This is a genomic window from Photorhabdus caribbeanensis, from assembly GCF_018448885.1.
Lineage (GTDB): Bacteria > Pseudomonadota > Gammaproteobacteria > Enterobacterales > Enterobacteriaceae > Photorhabdus > Photorhabdus caribbeanensis.
In genome coordinates, this window is the sequence record NZ_RCWB01000042.1 from 1 (window position 1) to 20,135 (window position 20,135).

At 40.2% G+C, this 20,135-nt stretch carries 15 protein-coding genes; 9 read left to right on the forward strand and 6 right to left on the reverse strand.

Translation table 11 applies throughout. The annotated features are described in order from the left end of the window. The first annotated feature begins 1,300 nt into the window (after nucleotides 1-1,300). Nucleotides 1,301-2,935 (forward strand): bifunctional metallophosphatase/5'-nucleotidase, encoded by a 1,635-nt coding sequence (locus EAE90_RS20160; RefSeq protein WP_214055004.1) that lies wholly within the window; start codon nucleotides 1,301-1,303, stop codon nucleotides 2,933-2,935. A 252-nt stretch (nucleotides 2,936-3,187) separates the two neighbouring features. Here EAE90_RS20160 and yiaY read toward each other — a convergent pair whose 3' ends face one another. Next, nucleotides 3,188-4,339, reverse strand: coding sequence for an L-threonine dehydrogenase (gene yiaY, locus EAE90_RS20165; protein WP_214055005.1), 1,152 nt, complete (start codon nucleotides 4,337-4,339; stop codon nucleotides 3,188-3,190). Between the two features lie 299 nt (nucleotides 4,340-4,638). On the opposite strand from yiaY, the gene EAE90_RS20170 reads away from it, so the two are divergent. The 3 genes from EAE90_RS20170 (at nucleotide 4,639) to EAE90_RS20180 (ending at nucleotide 7,709) form a co-directional block, all read left to right on the forward strand. Beyond that, on the forward strand, nucleotides 4,639-5,130 hold the full coding sequence (locus EAE90_RS20170; RefSeq protein WP_214055006.1) for a YbaK/prolyl-tRNA synthetase associated domain-containing protein: 492 nt from the start codon (nucleotides 4,639-4,641) through the stop codon (nucleotides 5,128-5,130). A gap of 491 nt (nucleotides 5,131-5,621) precedes the next feature. Further along, nucleotides 5,622-6,242: a beta/gamma crystallin domain-containing protein gene (locus EAE90_RS20175; protein ID WP_214055007.1), complete on the forward strand. Its 621-nt coding sequence runs from the start codon at nucleotides 5,622-5,624 to the stop codon at nucleotides 6,240-6,242. 837 nt (nucleotides 6,243-7,079) lie between these two features. Then, on the forward strand, nucleotides 7,080-7,709 hold the full coding sequence (locus tag EAE90_RS20180) for a beta/gamma crystallin domain-containing protein (RefSeq protein ID WP_214055008.1): 630 nt from the start codon (nucleotides 7,080-7,082) through the stop codon (nucleotides 7,707-7,709). Between the two features lie 182 nt (nucleotides 7,710-7,891). Here EAE90_RS20180 and gndA read toward each other — a convergent pair whose 3' ends face one another. Continuing rightward, nucleotides 7,892-9,298: an NADP-dependent phosphogluconate dehydrogenase gene (gndA, locus tag EAE90_RS20185; protein WP_214055009.1), complete on the reverse strand. Its 1,407-nt coding sequence runs from the start codon at nucleotides 9,296-9,298 to the stop codon at nucleotides 7,892-7,894. Between the two features lie 246 nt (nucleotides 9,299-9,544). On the opposite strand from gndA, the gene EAE90_RS20190 reads away from it, so the two are divergent. Next, a complete protein-coding gene (locus EAE90_RS20190; protein WP_214055010.1) occupies nucleotides 9,545-11,116 on the forward strand; it encodes a TerC family protein in 1,572 nt (523 codons plus the stop codon). Between the two features lie 276 nt (nucleotides 11,117-11,392). Continuing rightward, nucleotides 11,393-11,830, forward strand: a complete 438-nt coding sequence (locus EAE90_RS20195; protein WP_214055011.1) for a GNAT family N-acetyltransferase — start codon at nucleotides 11,393-11,395, stop codon at nucleotides 11,828-11,830. Between the two features lie 135 nt (nucleotides 11,831-11,965). Here EAE90_RS20195 and asmA read toward each other — a convergent pair whose 3' ends face one another. The 4 genes from asmA to apbC form a co-directional block, all read right to left on the reverse strand. Then, complete coding sequence (gene asmA / locus EAE90_RS20200; RefSeq protein WP_214055012.1) at nucleotides 11,966-13,798, reverse strand: outer membrane assembly protein AsmA; 1,833 nt, start codon at nucleotides 13,796-13,798, stop codon at nucleotides 11,966-11,968. A gap of 58 nt (nucleotides 13,799-13,856) precedes the next feature. After that, the gene (gene dcd, locus EAE90_RS20205; RefSeq protein ID WP_036777925.1) at nucleotides 13,857-14,438 is read right to left on the reverse strand and encodes a dCTP deaminase; all 582 of its coding nucleotides are present in this window, start codon (nucleotides 14,436-14,438) and stop codon (nucleotides 13,857-13,859) included. A 58-nt stretch (nucleotides 14,439-14,496) separates the two neighbouring features. After that, nucleotides 14,497-15,138, reverse strand: a complete 642-nt coding sequence (gene udk / locus EAE90_RS20210; protein ID WP_036777923.1) for a uridine kinase — start codon at nucleotides 15,136-15,138, stop codon at nucleotides 14,497-14,499. A 255-nt stretch (nucleotides 15,139-15,393) separates the two neighbouring features. After that, entirely contained in the window at nucleotides 15,394-16,506 is a 1,113-nt protein-coding gene (apbC, locus tag EAE90_RS20215; protein WP_214055013.1) for an iron-sulfur cluster carrier protein ApbC, read from the reverse strand. Between the two features lie 221 nt (nucleotides 16,507-16,727). Here apbC and metG point away from each other — a divergent pair, with 221 nt between their 5' ends. The 3 genes from metG to EAE90_RS20230 all read left to right on the forward strand — a co-directional run bounded on the left by metG (nucleotide 16,728) and on the right by EAE90_RS20230 (nucleotide 20,035). Beyond that, entirely contained in the window at nucleotides 16,728-18,755 is a 2,028-nt protein-coding gene (metG, locus tag EAE90_RS20220) for a methionine--tRNA ligase (RefSeq protein WP_214055014.1), read from the forward strand. A 144-nt stretch (nucleotides 18,756-18,899) separates the two neighbouring features. Beyond that, entirely contained in the window at nucleotides 18,900-19,337 is a 438-nt protein-coding gene (locus tag EAE90_RS20225) for a CidA/LrgA family protein (RefSeq protein WP_214055015.1), read from the forward strand. Between the two features lie 2 nt (nucleotides 19,338-19,339). Beyond that, nucleotides 19,340-20,035 carry a CidB/LrgB family autolysis modulator gene (locus EAE90_RS20230; RefSeq protein WP_214055016.1) on the forward strand — a complete coding sequence of 232 codons (696 nt, stop codon included), beginning with the start codon at nucleotides 19,340-19,342 and terminating at the stop codon, nucleotides 20,033-20,035. Nucleotides 20,036-20,135 lie beyond the last annotated feature (100 nt).

Sequence of the window (20,135 nt, forward strand, 5' to 3'; positions counted from 1 at the left end):
CGAAACAAAATAATTCCCATTGAGGAATAAAGAAGCGGCAAAAATCATCGACATCGCAGAAAATTTCAACTAACTTGTTCATAGCCTGTTCCTCCCCGGAGCTGTTTCGGCGTGCACCAAAACATTGCTCCTGGAACAGGCTTCATGTCAATTTCTTATCCAGAATTCGGGTTATAGTACAACAGGAAGTGATTCATATATACCCGTTATCTTTCAAGTTGCCTCTTTGTTGGCTGCACTCATTCACCCCAGTCACATCGTTATCTATGCTCCCGGGGATTCGCTCCCTTGCCGTCGCGATGTATCTTGAAATCCATTGGGTATAAACTTTCTTTTTCCATTAATAAAAAGTAAATCTGTTTATACAAAGGCAGCAATACCAGGGCAGTTGTATTGATTACCCCAATATAACTGATGGCCAGGTAGTACACTCTAATTAATAGACATTATACCTTCCAGAATGATATTCGATTTATCGACCTCGAAGTGCTTGTCTCGGGGCTGGTAATGAAATGGATACCTCCCAAAATCGGCTCAGCTATTTGCTTTATAACTCAAGCAATCGAGTGCAGCAGAATTCTGACAGAATGAGTTGTATAAACTCTAACATCGTATGGTGTTAGGGATCTTTCTTTGCCGTCTTATCTAATAAGTTTCATAATCCTTCTTCACGTCGTGTAATAGGATTTAACCTGCGTCGTGATACTAAAGTGCTACCAAGATCGTAAAGCACATCTTTCTTCTAGCGATATTCTCCCATCACCAAAAGCGGATATCGCAACCATAGTATGCATCAAAAAATTAGCTTTATTTCAATCTATAATAATCTATTTCATTTCTTGATTATTTTTCACGTAGAAATTTTTTATTGGTGGAAATCATAATAACATAGAGTATATTTTTTAAATTAAATTTTAGTTACTTAATTTTAGCTCTGAATAAAAAATTGAACTAAATTCTTGCTCCAATATCAAAACTCCCCTCCAAGAAAAACTAATCTTATTTGGAAAACATATTTGTACGATATTAGTATAAAATGGCACTGGGATAGCATCAAAAGTGGTATATATACAAATTACTACCTGCATGATGAAAATACAAATACCTTTAATTATAAAAAACAGGCTTACACTGTTGGTTTAGATAAACGTTTTGCCATTTCCAAGTAAATAATCCGCGCTCGTTCGTTGAAGCGCCATATCATTCAGATCAATCGTGATAAGCTTTACATTTGTTACAGCAAAGAATTAGATGTGATTGACTGGCTAAAATGTGAACTCAATATCAAGAGATAAATAAAATGAATAATAAGTATAAATTAATTTTTTTGGCGATTGGCAGTGCCCTATTGACCGGATGCGTCATTAAACCTGGTCATGATAAAGCAGATATTATTGATGTTCGTGTCCTGGCTATGAATGACTTTCATGGTGCGCTGAAAGCACCAAATCCCAACAAACCAGGTGGTATTGAACATATGTCCACGCTAATCAAGGAACTAAAGAAAGAGAGACCTAACAATATTGTCGTTGGTGCTGGTGATATGATCGGCGCAAGCCCATTACTCTCTTCAATGTTCCATGATGAGCCAACGATTGAAACGCTATCCAAAATAGGCTTGGAAGCAACCGCTGTTGGCAATCATGAGTTTGATAAAGGTAAAGATGAACTGCTGCGTAAACAGAATGGTGGCTGTCATCCTGTGACTGGCTGTCAGGGGCCAAAGCCATTTACGGGGGCGAAATTCCAGTATCTGGCAGCAAACGTCACCGTTAATCAAACGGGTAAGACACTACTTCCTGCATATGTCATTAAAAAATTTGAAGGTATTCCGATAGCTTTCATTGGCCTGACTCTGGAAGGTACCCCAAAGATCGTGACACCAAGTGGAACCGAAGGTTTGAGCTTCGCTAACGAAGTTAAAACCATTAATGCTTTAGTACCTGAGCTACAGAAACAAGGTGTTAAAGCAATAGGCGTTCTGATTCATGAAGGTGCGGGACAAAAAAGTGATGGCAAGCCGATTAATGTCAATGCCTGCAATGCTTTAACCGGTGAAGTGCTGGATATTGTTAATCAACTGGATAAAGAGATTGATTTCGTTATTACTGGTCACACGCATCAGGCATATAACTGTGTGATTAATGGTAAGCCAGTCACTTCTGCACAGGCTAACGGCGAGTTAATAACTAGCTTGGATCTAAAACTGGACAGAACCACTAAGGATATTATCGATTTTAAAGCGGAAAATATTTCGGTTGATAACCATAAATATGAAAAAGATCCAGAAGTGACGAAGGCATTAGATATATATGAAAAAATAGCCGCTCCATTGGCAAACCGAGTCATTGGTAAGTTGGATAGCAATCTGAATAGGAAAACTAATCGTGCTGGTGAATCTTCACTGGGCAAAGTGATTGCAGATGCACATTTGTATACTGCTGCCTCTAAAGAGAGCGGCGGCGCCCGAATTGCATTTATGAACAGCGGCGGTATTCGTGCTGATATGACTCGTGGTGAGGTAACTTACAGTACTATCTACGCTGTTCAGCCATTCTCCAATGTATTATTAACCAAGACGCTAACTGGTGAACAAATTAAACGTCTGCTAGAACAACAATGGAATCATTCACGTTCGCAAATTTTAGCGGTTTCTAATGGCTTTGAATATCAGTGGAATAATGCCAAACCAGTAGGCAATCGTGTTATTGCCAACTCGATGAAAATCAATGGTGAACCTATTGAATTAAATGGAAAATACCGTGTGGTCGCTAACGAATTTCTGGCAACAGGGGGAGATAACTTCTCTGTGTTTAACGAGGGTATTGATCCTATATATAGCGTGCCTGATGTTGATGCTGTAATGAAATATTTCGTTGAAAAATCTCCCATTGCTTATCCTAAACAAGATCGCATTGTTAATGTGAACGAATAATAATTAACAACCTATTTCGTTAAGCTATTTTATTAATAATACCCGACGAAATAGGTACAGCGAATACATACATTTTATATTTTTCGCCGCCCCCTGTAACCGCGATCCACCGCCCTTTTCCGGTAGATGAAAAGGGTAAAAACAGTCACACGAAAAATAACTAAAAGGCGACGTATACACCTACGTCGCCTTTTAATGACTGCTCCCCGCCCAATTAGGTATAAATATCTACACGAAATGAGCGTTTATAAATCACATAGCAGCTTTAAAGATTGCAACAATTTCTTCATGGGTAGCTTGAGTGGGATTAGTCAAACAACATATATCTTTCAAAGCATTAGTTGCCAACATTGGTAAATCTTCTGGTTTGACATTCAATTCCGCTAAACCCGACGGAATACCAATATCTTTTAATAACTTACGAATTTCAGCAATACATGCCGCAGCCCCTTGCTGATCATTCATAGCGCTTACATCTACCCCCATCGCAGCGGCAATATCTTTCAAGCGACCCGCAACCGCTTTAGCATTGAATTCTTGAACATGCGGCAACAAAACAGCATTACATATGCCGTGTGGTAAATTATAAGTACCACCCAATTGGTGAGACATGGCGTGAACATACCCCAGTAATGCACTATTAAACGCCATACCCGCCAAGAATTGTGCATAAGCCATGTTTTCACGTGCTTCTATATTGCTCCCATCTGCAACTGCCTGGCGTAAAGAGTGGCTAATCATTGAGATTGCTTTCAATGCACAAGCATCCGTTATTGGGTTAGCCTCAGTAGAAACATAAGCTTCAACCGCATGAGTCATTGCATCCATTCCAGTTGCGGCAGTTAACCCTTTCGGCATGCCCACCATCAATTCTGGATCGTTCACAGACAAAACAGGTGTTATTTTCTTGTCAGCAATGGCCATTTTAATATGGCTTTCAGTATCGGTAATGACACAGAAACGTGACATTTCTGACGCAGTACCCGCAGTAGTATTAACTGAGATTAATGGCAAATGCGGTTTAGATGAACGACCAATACCTACATAATCCCGGATATCTCCTCCATTAGCCGCGACCAACACAATCGCCTTTGCACAATCATGTGACGACCCACCACCTAAAGAAATAACGCAATCGCTATTATGCTGACGCAGCATACCCAAACCTTCCTCAACGTTAAGTGTCGTCGGATTCGGATTGGTACCATCATAAACCGCATTCTCAATATCAACATCAGATAATAAAGATTGAACTTTTGCTACTACTCCAATTTCATTTAAAACAGGATCCGTCACAATCAATGCTCGCTTATAACCATCACCTTTCATCGCATTTATCGCTTCAACCAAACAACCCGCACCAAACATATTTACTGAGGCCATAAAAAAAGTCGTAGTCATCATTGATAATTCCTTAATATTAAAATAGTTTTAGAGTGAAAATATATAAAAATTAAAATTTAAAAATCACCTAATGGAACTACAGATCATTGCTCTTGCAATAAACATAAATAATAGTTCTATTTAAACCACATAATTCAAAAAATATAAATATATACACCGGTAGAGTTAACATGATGTTTATTAAAATAGATATTTGATAATTTTCCCTCTTGGGAATATATGTAATTGGCAATATAATAAATACAATAATCGATAAGATTGATATATCAATTCACAAAATTATTACTTAGGAGTTTATTTTGTCCTCTAACGAAATATTTAATCGCCTGACTGCATTACTCGATAATCATCATGCCAGCTACCGGGTGATGGAACATCCAACCGCCGGACGTTCCGAAGAAGTTGCAAAAATCCGAGGTACGCAACTTGGACAAGGGGCAAAAGGGTTAGTTTGCCATGTTAAAGGGGAAGGGTTCCGTCAATACGTACTCGCTGTACTGCCTGCGGATCAACAAGCAGATCTCTCTTCACTGGCAAAACAGATCGGTGGCAACCGCGCCTCACTGGCAAGTCCTAAAGAAGTTTTTGAGCTGACTCAATGTGTGTTTGGCGCTATTCCACCTTTTAGTTTCCATCCAGATCTGAAACTAGTCGCAGACCCTTTATTGTTTGAACGTTTCGATGAACTGGCTTTTAATGCCGGCAGTCTTGAACGCTCAGTGATTCTTAACACTGAAGATTATCACCGAATTGCACAACCTGAATTGGTGAATTTTTGCCGGGTAGAATAAATACTATTGAGAAAAATGATATTTATTAAATAGCCTATAGAAATAGGCTATTTAAGATAATATTTTAAACATATTCATTTAAAGTGGTAACTATCCGCCCCATAAATTTATATCACGAGATAAAGTCATTCTTATTTCTACATTATATAAACATTAAACAGAGAGGTATAATTATCAAATACCATGAATATCTAATTATTCACTATTGAGCCATATACAAAAAATTACCAATTACACTAGGGGATAATTCCCCACCCAAATAAAGGTGTCTTTCGATAGGAATTTTCAATTATTTTTGATTTCAGAACCTTTATTTCAAATATCGATACAAAATGATATGTCAATTATATTAATGTTATATTGGCAACAATTTAATATGCCTATTCATTATATTTTATTAAATACAAGAACCCACACTCATTGTATTCTCATATCGCTTTCAAAAAGAAAGATGACGTTTTTTCAAAATAAAGTTTAAGGAATAGAAAAATATGACTAATAAGTTAGTTACAGGTGCAACTTTTTTCGATAGAAAATACTTTCTGGGTGAAGCGCACCATTATCCAGAAAACGATATCATTATTCCACTGCCTTATGATCTCAACGATAGATTCCGCTCAGTAAGAATTGGAACACTATCAAAAGTTTATGCATGGCGTCACCAGAGCGATTGGGAACCAGGTCAACGCTATCGTGAATGGGAATACGATCATCCAGATATCGATAGAGAAATTAGAGGATTATCTAAGTTCAAAGTGGCGCCAAAAGATACCTGCTTAGTTGCATTAAGACTTATTGATGATACTCATTCAGGTATTAAATTCTCAATGTTCACGAATACACATTGCGTGGGTCCAGTTGAAACAACAACTGATGATGATTATGCATTGGTTGGTATACTGCCATTTGAGACCGAGTTAGTCACTGCCATTGCAATAAGAAATACCAGTACTGGAGTATATATTAATAACGGATCATTCTATTTCTATCGTGATGCAAATGGTATTGTTACTATTGATGAGAAAGCTAATTTCCCTAAAAATCTCAGAATAGTGAGTGTAGGCGGTAATCGTTTCGATATTCATATTATCAGTACCGATTTTTCTTACTAATCCGGTCATAATGTAACGATAATTAATCGTCGTTTTCAGACAGGCTACGTTCTGAAAATTTAAGCAACACCGTTGCGGAACATCATCAAAAACCGCAACGGTGTATTCATTTTTACCAAGACAATAAATTTTTAATAATTAGTTAGTCATTCACTGTTATTTTTCTTTTTTCATGAAAATTTATAACTGAAAAGTTAAACAATAATTTAATCTAAAAAAAGATTAAATTAAGACCCACTAGGAAAAATGATCATAAGATATTTATTTTTAGATAAATACTCCCCTAATGATTAATTATAAAAATTATAGAAAAATCCAACCATTACATTATTACATATCTGATTATAGATATTTTCATAATATTATAAATTAAAAACAATCTCATAACATCTACTCAAAACAACAAACATGAAAAATATTCAAAATTAAATTGAATACTAATATTAATATACAAAACTGATTAAAAGCATCAAATTTTCATATTTCAAACAATCAGTTGGACTATATTAATGTAATTATCAAGATATTATTCGGTATTTTTTAAACAGCTTTACTTTATGCATTTTTATGCTAATTTTAATATTAATCTATCGAATATTATTCCTTTCTTGACTGGATATATCACATCTAAAGATAAGGAACTAATAAATTATTAGTAGCAAATATCAAATAGAAAAGGCTAATTTGTACAAATAATAGAAACGAGCAAATACTATATATTTCACATTAATACAACCAGATATACTTTCAGAAAAGCATTACATAGGAATTTATTAACAGAAACATTATTTCTTGGCAACCTATATATTACTTACATTAATTTTAAGGAGTAAAAGAATGACAAAAGAATTAATTACCGGCGTCACATTTTTCGAAGAGAAAGACTATCAGGGTAAGTCACATGATTACCCAGAGCTAGATAAAATTATATCGCTCCCTTCCAATCTTAACGATAAATTCCGTTCAGTAAAAATTGGCAAGTTATCAAAAGTCCATGCGTGGCGCCATTACAACGATCCAGAGAGTAAATATTATGAGTGGGTAGTCGATAATCCAGATATCGATAGAGAAATTAGAGGATTATCTAAATTCAGAATTATGCAGAAAGATACAAAACTGGTTGCAGTAAGAATCATCGATAATACTCATTCAGATATAAAATTCTCTATGACCATTAAGATATTTAATGGAGAAGAACAAGAAACAATCGACGTTAACGCCACAACAGATGATAATTATACTGTCGTTAATGAACTATTGGTACAGAAAGAGATAGTCACTTCAATTTATGTAAGAAATGTCAACACCGGAGAATATATTGGTAACGGGTCATTCTATTTTTCTTATGATGCTGTCGGTATTGCAACTGTCGATGAGGGCCTCAATTTCCCTAAAAACTTGAAGCTGGTTCATATGGGAAACAATCGTTTTGATTTTCACATTATTAGTACTGATCCTATTGCTTAATTCGGGATTAATGTGACAATCATCACACTCAGATAAGTCATATTCTGAAATTCAAGCTACGCCGTTACGGTACATTTGTTAAAAAAACCGCAACGGCGTGTTCCAGACGATCGCGAAAACTAAAACCACATCATATCTGATGTAGCCTCTTCACGTTCCTGGTCAATCGATAATAATCGGGCTTACTCCATCCATTCAGTATGGAAAATTCCCTCTTTATCAGTACGCTTATAAGTATGAGCACCAAAATAATCACGTTGAGCCTGAATTAAATTAGCGGGCAATACAGCAGAACGATAACTATCGTAGTAAGAAATAGCCGCGGAGAATGTGGGGGTTGGGATACCATTCTGCACCCCATACGAAACAACATCACGCAGCGCTTGCTGATATTCATCAACAATTTTCTTAAAGTAAGGCGCCAGCAACAGATTAGCAATATCCGCATTTTCGTTATAAGCGTCAGTAATTTTTTGCAGGAATTGAGCGCGAATAATACAACCCGCCCGGAAAATCCCGGCAATTTCACCGTAATTGAGATCCCACTGGTACTCATCAGATGCCGCTTTCAATTGCTGAAAACCCTGAGCATAAGAGACAATTTTACCCAAATAAAGCGCACGGCGAACTTTTTCAATAAATTCGGCCTTATCACCTTTAAATGGTTGTGCTTCCGGCCCGCTTAAAACTTTAGCCGCAGCAACTCGCTGATCTTTTAGAAAAGAGATATAACGTGCAAATACCGATTCTGTGATCAACGTCACTGGAATACCTAAATCCAGAGAGCTCTGGCTGGTCCACTTACCCGTGCCTTTATTTGCGGCTTCGTCCAAAATCACATCAACCAAATATTGGCCTGTTTCATCTCTCTTACGGAAAATATCAGCCGTGATTTCAATCAAATAGCTGCTCAATTCACCATTATTCCAATCAGTGAAAATCTCAGATAATTCTTCATTGTTCAGATGCAAGGCATTTTTCAGTAAGGAATAAGCTTCTGCAATAAGCTGCATGTCACCGTATTCAATGCCATTGTGAACCATTTTCACATAATGGCCGGCGCCATCCGGGCCAATATAAGCCACGCAAGGTTCACCTTCCGCTTTAGCCGCGATCTCTTGCAGAATTGGCGCCACCAATTCATACGCTTCTTTCTGGCCGCCAGGCATAATAGATGGCCCTTTCAATGCCCCCTCTTCACCACCGGAAACCCCGGTACCGATAAAATTAAAACCTTGAGCAGAAAGCTCGCGATTACGACGGATAGTATCCTGAAAATAGGTATTACCCCCATCAATCAAAATATCACCTTTATCCAGATGTGGAGTCAAGGAAGCAATAGTTTTATCGGTTGCTTCGCCAGCCTTAACCATGAGCAGAATACGGCGCGGTTTTTCCAGTGAATCGACAAATTCTTCGATAGTGTAACTTGGAACTAATTTCTTCCCCGGATTTTCGGCGATCACTTCGTCAGTTTTATCACTTGAACGGTTAAATATAGATACGGAATAACCACGGCTCTCAATATTCAGTGCCAGGTTACGCCCCATCACCGCCATACCGACAACACCAATCTGCTGCTTGGACATGAATAACTCCTGTCTGATGATAATTTTGCTCACCAATAATAATTAGTGTGCAATTTGTTAATGTGATCACATGTTAACTCAGGATCAGTCCTAATGGATAGTTATTGGTGCCATCGATGCCGCTACACCTCATTTTTTGGAAAAAACTTCCCAAGATGAAAAATCAACTATTGAAATTTGATGAGGCAATGCCCATTATTCATTATTCGGCATAAGCCGTCATAATTAGAAGGTAAAACAAACTGTATGGAATGGATCGCTGATCCGACGATATGGGCTGGACTGGTTACTCTTATCGTTCTAGAAATTGTCCTTGGAATCGACAACTTGGTCTTTATTGCCATTCTGGCAGATAAACTTCCTGAAAAACTAAGAGACAAAGCAAGAATTACAGGTCTGAGTTGCGCGTTACTGATGCGTGTCGTACTGCTTTTTAGTCTTTCCTGGCTGATAACGCTAACTCATCCATTAATTACGCTTTGGGAACATCCATTTAGCGCCCGCGACCTGATTATGCTGATAGGCGGCCTTTTCTTACTGTTCAAAGCGACGATGGAACTCAATGAACGGCTGGAAGGCAAAGACCCCCACTCAGGACAACAACGCAAAACATCTAAATTTTGGACGGTTGTCGTTCAGATAATTGTCCTCGACGCTGTATTCTCACTGGATTCAGTGGTTACTGCTGTTGGTATGGTAGACAACATCGGTATCATGATCGCGGCAGTCACCATTGCGATGTTCCTGATGATACTGGCAAGTAAACCGCTAACCACTTTCGTCAATGCTCACCCGACTATCGTTATTCTCTGTCTGAGCTTCTTGTTGATGATCGGTTTCAGTCTGGTAGCCGAAGGTTTTGGTTATCATATACCCAAAGGTTACTTGTACGCCGCTATCGGCTTCTCCATTATGATTGAAGCCTTGAACCAATTTGCTCAGTTTAACCGCCGCAGATTTCTTACTGCTTCCCGTTCACTACGCGAAAGAACAGCGGAAGCTGTTTTACGTATCCTTAGTGGTAAACATGAAAATGCAGAATTGGACAATCATACCTCTAACCTGATTTCTGATAATCAGGAAGTGTTTGATCCACAAGAACGTCAAATGATTGCCAGGGTTTTAGGCATGGCGCAACGCAACGTCAACAGTATCATGACTTCCCGTCACGATGTGGAGTACCTTGATATTCACGCGCCAACCGAAAATCTGACGCAAATACTGCGTAAAAGTCCTCACACACGCATTGTGGTAACTGATGAAAATATCAGTGACGAACCATTAGGTGTTGTCCATGTTATTGATTTATTGAATCAACAGCTCAACCAACAGCCTTTTGATTTACACTCGCTGATAAAACAACCGCTGATTTTCCCTGAACAGCTTTCACTACTCCAAGCATTGGAGCAGTTCCGCCAGGCACAAACTCACTTCGCGTTTGTTGTCGATGAATTTGGTTCTGTGGAAGGTGTGGTGACTTTGACCGACGTCATGGAAACTATCGCGGGTAATTTACCGGTAGATGGCGAAGAAACTGATGCTCGCCATGATATTCAAGCGACCGAAAATGGTGGTTGGATCGCCAATGGTTATATGCCGCTGGATGATTTGATCCTTTATGTCCCTTTGCAATTGGATGAAAAACGTGAATATCAAACCTTGGCAGGTTTACTAATGGAGCATTCACAACATATTCCACAACAAGGTGAGCAATTACAGATTGATAATTATCTGTTTGAACCGTTGGAAGTGACCAGTCACCGAATTAATAAGGTAAAAATTACCCCTCTGGCGTCAGAGGAAGAAAATAAAGAATAACCCAGTGTTATTGATCACTCATCGTATCTGCCATCACTGAGTTTTTCCTCAGAAACAAAATAAAACCCGGTCAGTTTAAACTGTACCGGGATTTTTTTAGCCTTTGCTATCTATCAATATCATATGTGGAACTATATACGAATACTGTTAATGATTTATCTAACTAAATTAAATAATTTTATATTTAGAACAAAAAATCCATAGCTTCTCAATTCAACAAACTTCATATACACTTGCCAATCAATAATATTATTCATCAATTTACAAGGATATTACATGAATATAACTCTCGCTAATGTGGATAAAGACAATTATGAAGATGTCTGTGATCTAACAGTAACCGATGAGCAATGTGAATATGTCGCAGAAAACGTGTGGTCACTGGTTGAATCAAAATTCAATCCCTCATACCAAACACGTGCAATTTGCCTAGATGGCAAACCTGTCGGATTTTTTATGTGGGTACCTGAAACAGATAAAAAGACATCAATTTGGCGATTTATGGTGGATCGACAATATCAAAACAAAGGTATTGGACGCCAGGCAATGCTGCTAGCCCTTAATGAAATTAGGCAATCAAATGAATTAAAAGAAATAGAAATCTGTTATAAGCCAAGCAATACTGTAGCAAGCAACTTTTACACCAGTTTTGGCTTTGTTGAAGTCGGCATGGATGAAAAAAATGAAGAGATGTTAGCAATTATTAAAATTTAACTCATAAGTTGAAATCTACCCTTGTACTGAAATTGACTGCTCAGACAACGATAAGAATTCATTTAAGCACCTAGTTAAGCATAATAGCCAACTGCCAGATTGAGCGGTCAAATCAGGCATGAGTTATTAATACAGCTAATTACTGCTACGTTCAACCCAATCGTTAATAGCCTGCTTTACCTTGTCCTCCAACTCATTACGTAGCAGTTGCTCAATATCCAAGTTGTATTGCAGACTACTCCAATTACCGTAAACCCGCAGTGGTACTTTCATTTTCCGCAGACGACTAACCAATTCATTATCTTTGCCCCATCCTTGTGTTATCTGAACTTTTAAAGCGACATCAACATCTTGTTTAAGTAGATTAGCCTTACCCTGTCCATCAATATTTAGCAGATCAGAGACCGCATGAAGCCGACTGATTTTTATATCACCTCGATTCAATACCGCTTTAACATCAAGCTTTTTGGCTCGGGTAAAGTTATCCATATTATCAGGGACATTCACTTTATCCGTTACACGAGCAACGGATTGCTGAACTAATTGTGGGATATTTAATCCATACATTTTAGCATTAATTAAACTGAAATTAATATCACCCTGCCAAATATGCGAAATCGCATAACCATCATACCCTTTACCAGAAAGATCCGCATTCAGATTGAATTTACCACTAAATCCTTGCGGTAAAGAAAATGCTTTGAGTACCGGTTCCAGTTCTATATTCCGCAGTAAAGGTTTTGCATGTAACTTAAGTTGATTACCCGTTGCATCTAAAAAAATCGGAATAGAGAAATCACCACCAAATAATTTGCCATTCAGAGTAGAAACTTCAGCGATACCATTATTACTTGTCGCTTTCAATATCAGGTTATCGATCTCCATGCCTCGATAAACAAATTTATCCGCATTGATAGTCACATTAGCATTAAAATCATTTAAAAATTCAGCGTTATAGTCAGGCTGGGCAGAGCTTGAAACAGCGATCACCGGTTTAGCAGAATTATTCTCTACCTGGTAATAACGTTTAACCTTTGGTCCCCCTTTCGGAAACAAATCCCATCCCATCAAATTATCTAAATTCAGTTTTTGGGAAGATAAATCTACCTGATAATCCGCGTGAGCCCCCAACATAGCTTTTATACTGCCATGCAGTTCACTCTCATTCGCGGTGAAATTTAGCGTCTGTAAAGAAATTATTTGCGGTCCATCTGTCGTCTCTTTTTGATAAACAGCATGTACTTTTCCTGAACCACTAATTCCTTCCTTCGGTATACCTGCGCCCTGGAGTTGATAATCAAAGGAGTCAATATTACCCGCAATACGATATGGATAATCAGTAATATCGACATCTGCACTAAGATTAAAGGCCAAGTCTTGCTGATTCTTACTGACTTTGCTACTTAACTCCACGCTAATATGGTTTTGGTCATCCCGTTCCATTAGCAGATTAATATCGCGGACATTTAACTGTTCATGATCATCTCGCTGCCAAATAAGTAAACTATCCGCGATCTTAATTCTGGCAATATCAAGCTTCCAACCCTCACCCTTCGCAGCAGGATTGACGGTACTCTCTTTTGGTGCAATAGGGGTATTCCATTTTTTCTGAGACTGACTCTCCGGGGTTACTCTTAATATCGCCCCTTTCAACATCACCTCTTTAACGGCAAGCTGATGAGAAAGAAGCGGCCACAACTCCACATCAAGACGCATATTTTCTGCCATCACTGTTGGCAGCGCCGCTCCTGGAGCCGTTAATGACATACGCCCAGTGATGATGCTCAGTTTTGGCCAGACATGCCAGCGCATACCATCTTGCAGGACGAGTTGGTAGCCACTCTTCTTTTGCACCTGTTTGACCATATAAGCACGAAAGTCATTCGGGTTTACTAACATGACTAATGCGGCCAGACCAGTAAGAATCACAACCAGCAAAATAATCAGTGTCGTCAGTAATCTCTTCATGACTTCCTCAGCTTTTTTTGTCAAAACAGTCAATGCAACTCAATAGCCGATAAAAATATTAATCTTCATCAATACGGCTACCCACCGCACCCTGTTGGTTTTTATATTTCGCATCTTGACGACGGTTATATGGACGGTCAGCGGAACCAGACAACGGTTCAAAACTCAAAGCGCCGATAACCATACCCGGACGTAACGCCAGAGGCAACTTACCGGAGTTATAGAATTCGAGAACAATCTGACCATGCCAACCCGGATCAATCCGATGTGCCGTCACGTGCACCATCAACCCAAGACGAGCAAGAGAAGAACGGCCATCAAGCCAGCCCACTAAATCGTCCGGCAATGTGACGGATTCCAGCGTAACAGCCAGTGCCAACTCGCCAGGGTGGAGGAAAAAAACCTCATCGTCAGACAGGATAATTTCATCACTCATCACACGATCAAGCGCAGCACTGACCTCATCTTTCGGGCCACTCAAATCAATATATGCCGCAGTATGACCACAGAAAACACGAAACTGATTCCCAAGGCGCACATCAGCAGTTGCCCCGTTAATGCGTTCAATCGGCGGACGTGGAGCAATGACCAATTTACCTTCATCAAGCCATTTAATTATGTCGCGGTCACAGAGTCGCATTATTTCCTCTCAAATACGATGATGCTTATCAATTCAATGCCTGACAAGCAAAGTTTTATTATTCGCAAAACTGACCAATTTTGGCTTTCAATATATCAATCGCGACTCGGTTTTTACCTCCGCGCGGCACAATAATATCTGCATATTGCTTTGATGGTTCAATAAATTGCAGGAACATTGGACGCACAGTTTTATGATATTGCTCAATAACCGAATCCAGAGAGCGTCCCCGCTCATGCACATCCCGCTTAATACGACGCATAAGGCAAATATCCAGTGGCGTATCAACAAAAATAGAGAAGTCCATCTCCTGACGCAAGCGTTTATCCGTCAATAACAGAATACCCTCCAGAATAATAACCCTTTTCGGCGCAAAATGAATCGCTTCTGGTTTACGAGTATGAGCAACATAATCGTATTGCGGTAATTCAATTGATTCACCCATTTTCAGCGCTTGCAGGTGAGAAAAGAGCAGATTGTGATCCATTGAGCTTGGATGGTCATAATTAGTCTTATAACGCTCTTCCATTGATAGATTGCTCTGATCTTTATAATAGCAATCCTCTGGTATAATGCCGATATTGTGATCACCAACCTGAGCACGTAATTCACGATAAAGTGTATTAGCGATGAGACTTTTACCTGAGGCAGATGCACCAGAAATTCCTACAATTGTGCACTGATATGCTTCGTCAGCCATAATAGAGATAACCTGATTCTAGAAAAAAATGGGAACAAAGCACTTATGAGTGCTAAGTTTGGCGAGATTATAGGGAGTTAATGGTATCTGTTCCAGTGTAAACAAGATAAGTCTCACTTTTTTCGAGGCGTTTCGCATAAAAACGATGTAACGAGGGAAATCGTAACGAGAGAAATCAGACAAGCACGCTCTCCCCACGCAAAAAACGGGCAATGAAAACATCCACCGCCCGTTATCATCAATCAAATGCCAGCATTAAACAGCACGGAACGAAATTTCTGTTGGTATCTTCTCACCTTGCCAATACATCTGCGCTGAAATATTTGCGGCAATTTCGCGATAAATATCCGTAAATTCACTATCAGGATCACTGATAACCGTTGGCTGACCACGATCAAGATCTTCACGCAGTGAAATATGCAGAGGGATTTGTCCCAATAATTTACAGTGATATTTAGCGGCCAATTTTTCTGCCCCACCCGTACCAAAGATAGGTTCCGAATGACCACAGTTGCTACAAATATGCACACTCATATTTTCGACAATCCCCAGTACAGGCACCTTCACTTTCTGGAACATGACGATACCTTTCATTGCGTCAATTAAGGCAATATCCTGAGGCGTTGTTACCACCAGCGCTCCCGTTACTGGAATGTTTTGTGACAAAGTGAGCTGAATATCACCGGTCCCTGGTGGCATATCGATAACCAGATAATCAAGATCCGGCCATAATGTATCCTGTAACATCTGCATTAATGCTTTACTAGCCATTGGACCACGCCATACCATTGCATTATCGTCTGTTACTAAATAACCAATAGAGTTAGTGGCAAGGCCATGCGTCATTATCGGCGCCATATGCTGCCCGTCCGGAGAAGTCGGGCGCTCTTTCGAGGTTCCCAACATACTCGGAACCGAAGGGCCGTAAATATCTGCATCCAGAATACCGACCTTTGCCCCCTCCTGAGCCAATGCCAGCGCCAAGTTCACGGCTGTGCTGGATTTACCCACCCCGCCTTTACCTGAACTGACAGCCAAAATATTACGAACGCCATTAATTCCCGGCAGATCATTAGCACGACGTAATGTGCTGATATCATGGATCAATTTCCACGCTACCGATTTTGCGCCAGTTACCGCCTGTAATTTTTCCGTTGTCGCCGCTTTTAACGCCTTAAAACCGCGTTGCCAGACAAACGGCATCAGTAATTCAATGTGCAAGACATCATCAAGCATCGTACAGTGATGTAGAGCCTTCAATGTTATCAAATCACGTTCTAGTGTCGGGTGTGTAAAAGCAGCAAGTATTTTTGTTACCTGAGATTTCAGCAGGTCAGGATTGGTCTGCTCGGGGGATTGTGAGTTCATCCCGGCTCCTTTGATGATTATCATTAGCTAAAAACCATCTCTCCATCATAACAGAACCCAATGCATTCGGATAAGATTGGCGATAAAAACCCGCTTCCTGCTCACTAATTCAATTTTTATCCTATAAAACTCGCTGAGATTAAACCTTACCCTAGCGACAATTTTTTTGATCGGTTAACATCAAACTTCCTTTTTCACTTATTGGAAGTCAGATCCTTACTATGTCTCAAGTCGCAAAAAAATTATTGGTGACGTGCGCGTTGCCATATGCTAACGGTCCAATCCACCTCGGTCACATGCTGGAACATATCCAAGCAGATATTTGGGTCCGTTTTCAACGAATGCGCGGCAAAGAGGTTCACTTTATCTGTGCCGATGACGCTCATGGAACGCCAATCATGCTGAAAGCTCAGCAAATGGGTATTGCTCCTGAAGAGATGATCGCAGCAGTGAACCAAGAGCATCATCAGGATTTTACTGGCTTTTCAGTGAGCTATGATAACTATCACTCTACGCATAGTGAAGAGAACCAAGCATTCTCAACTAAAATCTACCTCGAATTGAAGAAAAACGGCCATATTAAGAATCGTACTATTTCTCAGTTATATGATCCTGAAAAGAATATGTTTCTGCCGGATCGCTTTGTCAAAGGTAGCTGTCCGAAATGTAAGGCAGAAGATCAGTACGGCGATAATTGCGAAGTTTGCGGTTCAACCTACAGCCCAACTGAACTGATCAACCCACGTTCTGCTGTCTCCGGCGCGACGCCAGAAATGCGTGAAACAGAACATTTCTTCTTCGATCTGCCCGCATTCAGTGACATGTTGCAAGCCTGGACCCGTTCCGGCGCATTACAGGAACAAGTTGCCAACAAAATGCAGGAATGGTTTGAATCCGGTTTACAACAGTGGGATATCACCCGTGATGCTCCCTATTTCGGCTTTGAAATTCCTGACGCGCCAGGCAAATATTTCTATGTCTGGCTGGATGCTCCTATTGGTTATATGGGCTCTTTCCAAAACCTGTGCGACAAACGCGGAAATCTAAGCTTTGATGAGTTCTGGGCAAAAGATTCCACCGCCGATCTGTATCACTTTATCGGTAAAGACATTGTTTATTTCCACAGCCTGTTCTGGCCGGCCATGTTGGAAGGCAGCGGTTATCGCAAGCCAACCAACGTGTTTGTTCACGGCTATGTCACCGTCAACGGTGCGAAGATGTCCAAATCCCGTGGTACTTTTATTAAAGCCAGCACTTACTTGGATCATCTGGATGCAGACTGTTTGCGTTATTACTATGCAGCCAAACTCTCTGCTCGCATTGACGATATCGATCTGAATCTAGAAGATTTTGTTCAGCGTGTTAACAGCGACATCGTTAATAAAGTTGTTAACCTAGCCTCCCGTAATGCGGGCTTCATTAATAAACGCTTTAACGGCAAGCTAGCGGATAAACTGGCTGATCCGGCGCTTTACCAACAGTTTATTGATGGGGCAAAGGTGATTGCAGAAGAGTTTAATAGCCGCGAATTCAGCAAAGCAATCCGCGAAATCATGGCACTGGCTGATTTGGCAAACCGTTATGTGGATGAGCAAGCGCCGTGGGTGGTGGCAAAAGAAGAAGGCCGTGATGCCGATCTTCAAGCTATCTGTTCAATGGGCATCAACCTGTTCCGCGTTTTAATGACTTTCCTGAAACCTGTTTTGCCAAGTCTGGCAGAACGCGCAGAAGCTTTCTTAAATACAGAACTTACCTGGCATGGTATTGAGCAACCACTGCTGGATCACCAAGTTTCTGCCTTTAAGGCCCTGTTCAATCGCATTGATATGGATAAAGTGGACGCTATGGTTGCAGCATCGAAAGAGAGCATCAACACACCACAAAAAGTCAGCGGCCCATTGGCAGAAGATCCGATTCAGGACACGATCACCTTTGATGATTTTGCCAAAGTTGATATGCGCGTCGCCCTTATTAAACAGGCTGATTTTGTCGAAGGCTCAGATAAGTTGCTGAAACTGATGCTGGATCTCGGTGGCGAAACCCGCCAGGTATTTTCGGGTATCCGCTCCAGTTATGCTGATCCAAAAGCGCTGGAAGGCCGTTTAACCATTATGGTTGCCAACCTGGCGCCACGCAAAATGCGCTTTGGTATCTCGGAAGGGATGGTTATGGCCGCCGGACCTGGTGGAAAAGATATCTTTTTACTCAGCCCTGACAGCGGCGCCCAACCCGGTATGCAAGTGAAATAATAGTTAATTTATTTCACTAATATTTCTACCCACGGGGATCAGTAATGGTCCCCGCTTTTATTTTAATGTGAGCTAATGTGAGCTTTGACACATTCCCAAGGTTAATTGTATGATGAATACCTCACCAGAATTAGGAAGTGTGTTATGTCGTTTCGTGAAGTACTGATTATTGGTTGGCAGTACCTGCGAGCATTTGTTCTGATTTATTTGTGTTTGCTGACAGGCAATGCCATTTCTTCCCTATTACCTATCAGTATTCCCGGCAGTATTATCGGCATGTTGATATTGTTCGTTTTGTTGGCTTTCCAACTCATTCCTGCTCACTGGGCAAAACCAGGCTGTAGTCTGTTACTAAAAAATATGACCTTACTGTTTCTGCCTATTGGCGTAGGCGTGATGAATTATTACGACCAACTCAGCCAACAAATAGTTCCAATTGTTTTTTCATGCCTGATCAGTACCGCAATTGTTATGATTATCGTTGCTTGCAGTTCCCATTATGTTCATCGTGAACGGCCAATTATGGGTTCCGAGTCAGAAATTAAAAGTGAACAACAGAAACAAGAGAAACAAGAGAAATAAGAATGTTAAGTCACATTTGGTGGTCACTGCCATTAACATTGATTGTATTCTACACTGCAAGAAAATTTTCACTGCGATGCAAAATTCCTATTCTGAACCCCTTATTGGTTTCTATCGCCATCATTATTCCAATATTGTTGATAACCCACACTTCTTATGAACACTATTTTGCCGGCAGCCGAATTCTAAATGATCTACTCCAGCCCGCCGTGGTTGCACTGGCATTTCCTTTATATGAGCAGCTACATCAGATCCGCGCCCAATGGAAGTCCATTATCAGTATCTGTTTTATCGGCAGTATTGTCGCTATGGTGACAGGCACTGCTATTGCCTTGTGGATGGGTGCTACGCCTGAAATGGCCGCTTCGATATTGCCTAAATCCGTCACAACGCCAATAGCAATGGCAGTAGCAGATGCCATTGGCGGTATTCCGGCAATCAGTGCTGCTTGCGTTATTTTTGTCGGCATTCTCGGGGCAATATTTGGTCACAACCTGTTCGATCTTTTACAGGTAAAAACCAAAGCATCCCGTGGCTTGGCAATGGGAACGGCATCACATGCTTTGGGAACTGCCCGCTGTGCAGAGGTCAATTTTGTTGAAGGCGCATACAGCTCATTGGCATTGATGACCTGCGGTATCATTACTTCACTAACAGCCCCCTTTATATTCCCGGTGCTGCTATACCTATTTAGCTAGTTTAACTGTTAGGAAATTTGATATTAATCGCTTGATTACCCACTTCAATTACATAAGTCTCATTCATCTATATGATATTGATCACATTGCAAATCTAATC

What these genes read in the sequence shown, in the direction of transcription:
- EAE90_RS20160 (WP_214055004.1), top strand. Translation starts at nt 1,301, where the DNA reads ATGAATAATAAGTATAAATTAATTTTTTTGGCGATTGGCAGTGCCCTA.
- yiaY (WP_214055005.1), bottom strand. Translation starts at nt 4,339, where the DNA reads ATGATGACTACGACTTTTTTTATGGCCTCAGTAAATATGTTTGGTGCG.
- EAE90_RS20175 (WP_214055007.1), top strand. Translation starts at nt 5,622, where the DNA reads ATGACTAATAAGTTAGTTACAGGTGCAACTTTTTTCGATAGAAAATAC.
- EAE90_RS20180 (WP_214055008.1), top strand. Translation starts at nt 7,080, where the DNA reads ATGACAAAAGAATTAATTACCGGCGTCACATTTTTCGAAGAGAAAGAC.
- gndA (WP_214055009.1), bottom strand. Translation starts at nt 9,298, where the DNA reads ATGTCCAAGCAGCAGATTGGTGTTGTCGGTATGGCGGTGATGGGGCGT.
- EAE90_RS20190 (WP_214055010.1), top strand. Translation starts at nt 9,545, where the DNA reads ATGGAATGGATCGCTGATCCGACGATATGGGCTGGACTGGTTACTCTT.
- EAE90_RS20195 (WP_214055011.1), top strand. Translation starts at nt 11,393, where the DNA reads ATGAATATAACTCTCGCTAATGTGGATAAAGACAATTATGAAGATGTC.
- asmA (WP_214055012.1), bottom strand. Translation starts at nt 13,798, where the DNA reads ATGAAGAGATTACTGACGACACTGATTATTTTGCTGGTTGTGATTCTT.
- dcd (WP_036777925.1), bottom strand. Translation starts at nt 14,438, where the DNA reads ATGCGACTCTGTGACCGCGACATAATTAAATGGCTTGATGAAGGTAAA.
- udk (WP_036777923.1), bottom strand. Translation starts at nt 15,138, where the DNA reads ATGGCTGACGAAGCATATCAGTGCACAATTGTAGGAATTTCTGGTGCA.
- apbC (WP_214055013.1), bottom strand. Translation starts at nt 16,506, where the DNA reads ATGAACTCACAATCCCCCGAGCAGACCAATCCTGACCTGCTGAAATCT.
- metG (WP_214055014.1), top strand. Translation starts at nt 16,728, where the DNA reads ATGTCTCAAGTCGCAAAAAAATTATTGGTGACGTGCGCGTTGCCATAT.
- EAE90_RS20225 (WP_214055015.1), top strand. Translation starts at nt 18,900, where the DNA reads ATGTCGTTTCGTGAAGTACTGATTATTGGTTGGCAGTACCTGCGAGCA.
- EAE90_RS20230 (WP_214055016.1), top strand. Translation starts at nt 19,340, where the DNA reads ATGTTAAGTCACATTTGGTGGTCACTGCCATTAACATTGATTGTATTC.